Origin of the sequence: Pelomonas nitida (assembly GCF_043555975.1) — a bacterium.
Lineage (GTDB): Bacteria > Pseudomonadota > Gammaproteobacteria > Burkholderiales > Burkholderiaceae_C > Pelomonas > Pelomonas nitida.
In genome coordinates, this window is the sequence record NZ_JBIGIA010000060.1 from 1 (window position 1) to 290 (window position 290).

The following is a 290-nucleotide window of genomic DNA, read 5'->3' on the forward strand; positions in this document are numbered from 1 at the left end:
GATCTGGGGATCCCCGAGTCGGGCAATGGCCTGCCCGACCTGTTGGACGAGATCAAGTGGGAGCTGGAGTTCATCAAGCGCATGCAGGACGCCACCGGCACCGATGGCCTGTTCCTCAAGATCGGTGTAGACACCTATTCGGGCGGCAGCAGCCCTCTCAGCAGCGACACCCGTCCGCGCTACTACCTGCCCGAATGCACCTCTGCCACCCTGGCCGGCGCGGCGATGTTGGCATCGGCCGCGGTGGTGTACCGCGGCGTGGCTTCGCAAGCCGACTATGGGGCCGATCT

Annotated in this window: 1 protein-coding gene; it reads left to right on the forward strand. The window is 65.5% G+C overall.

Annotated elements, in window-relative coordinates; translation table 11 throughout:
* A partial coding sequence (locus tag ACG00X_RS24100) for a glycoside hydrolase family 9 protein (RefSeq protein ID WP_394492373.1) occupies nt 1-290 on the forward strand: 290 nt, incomplete at both ends.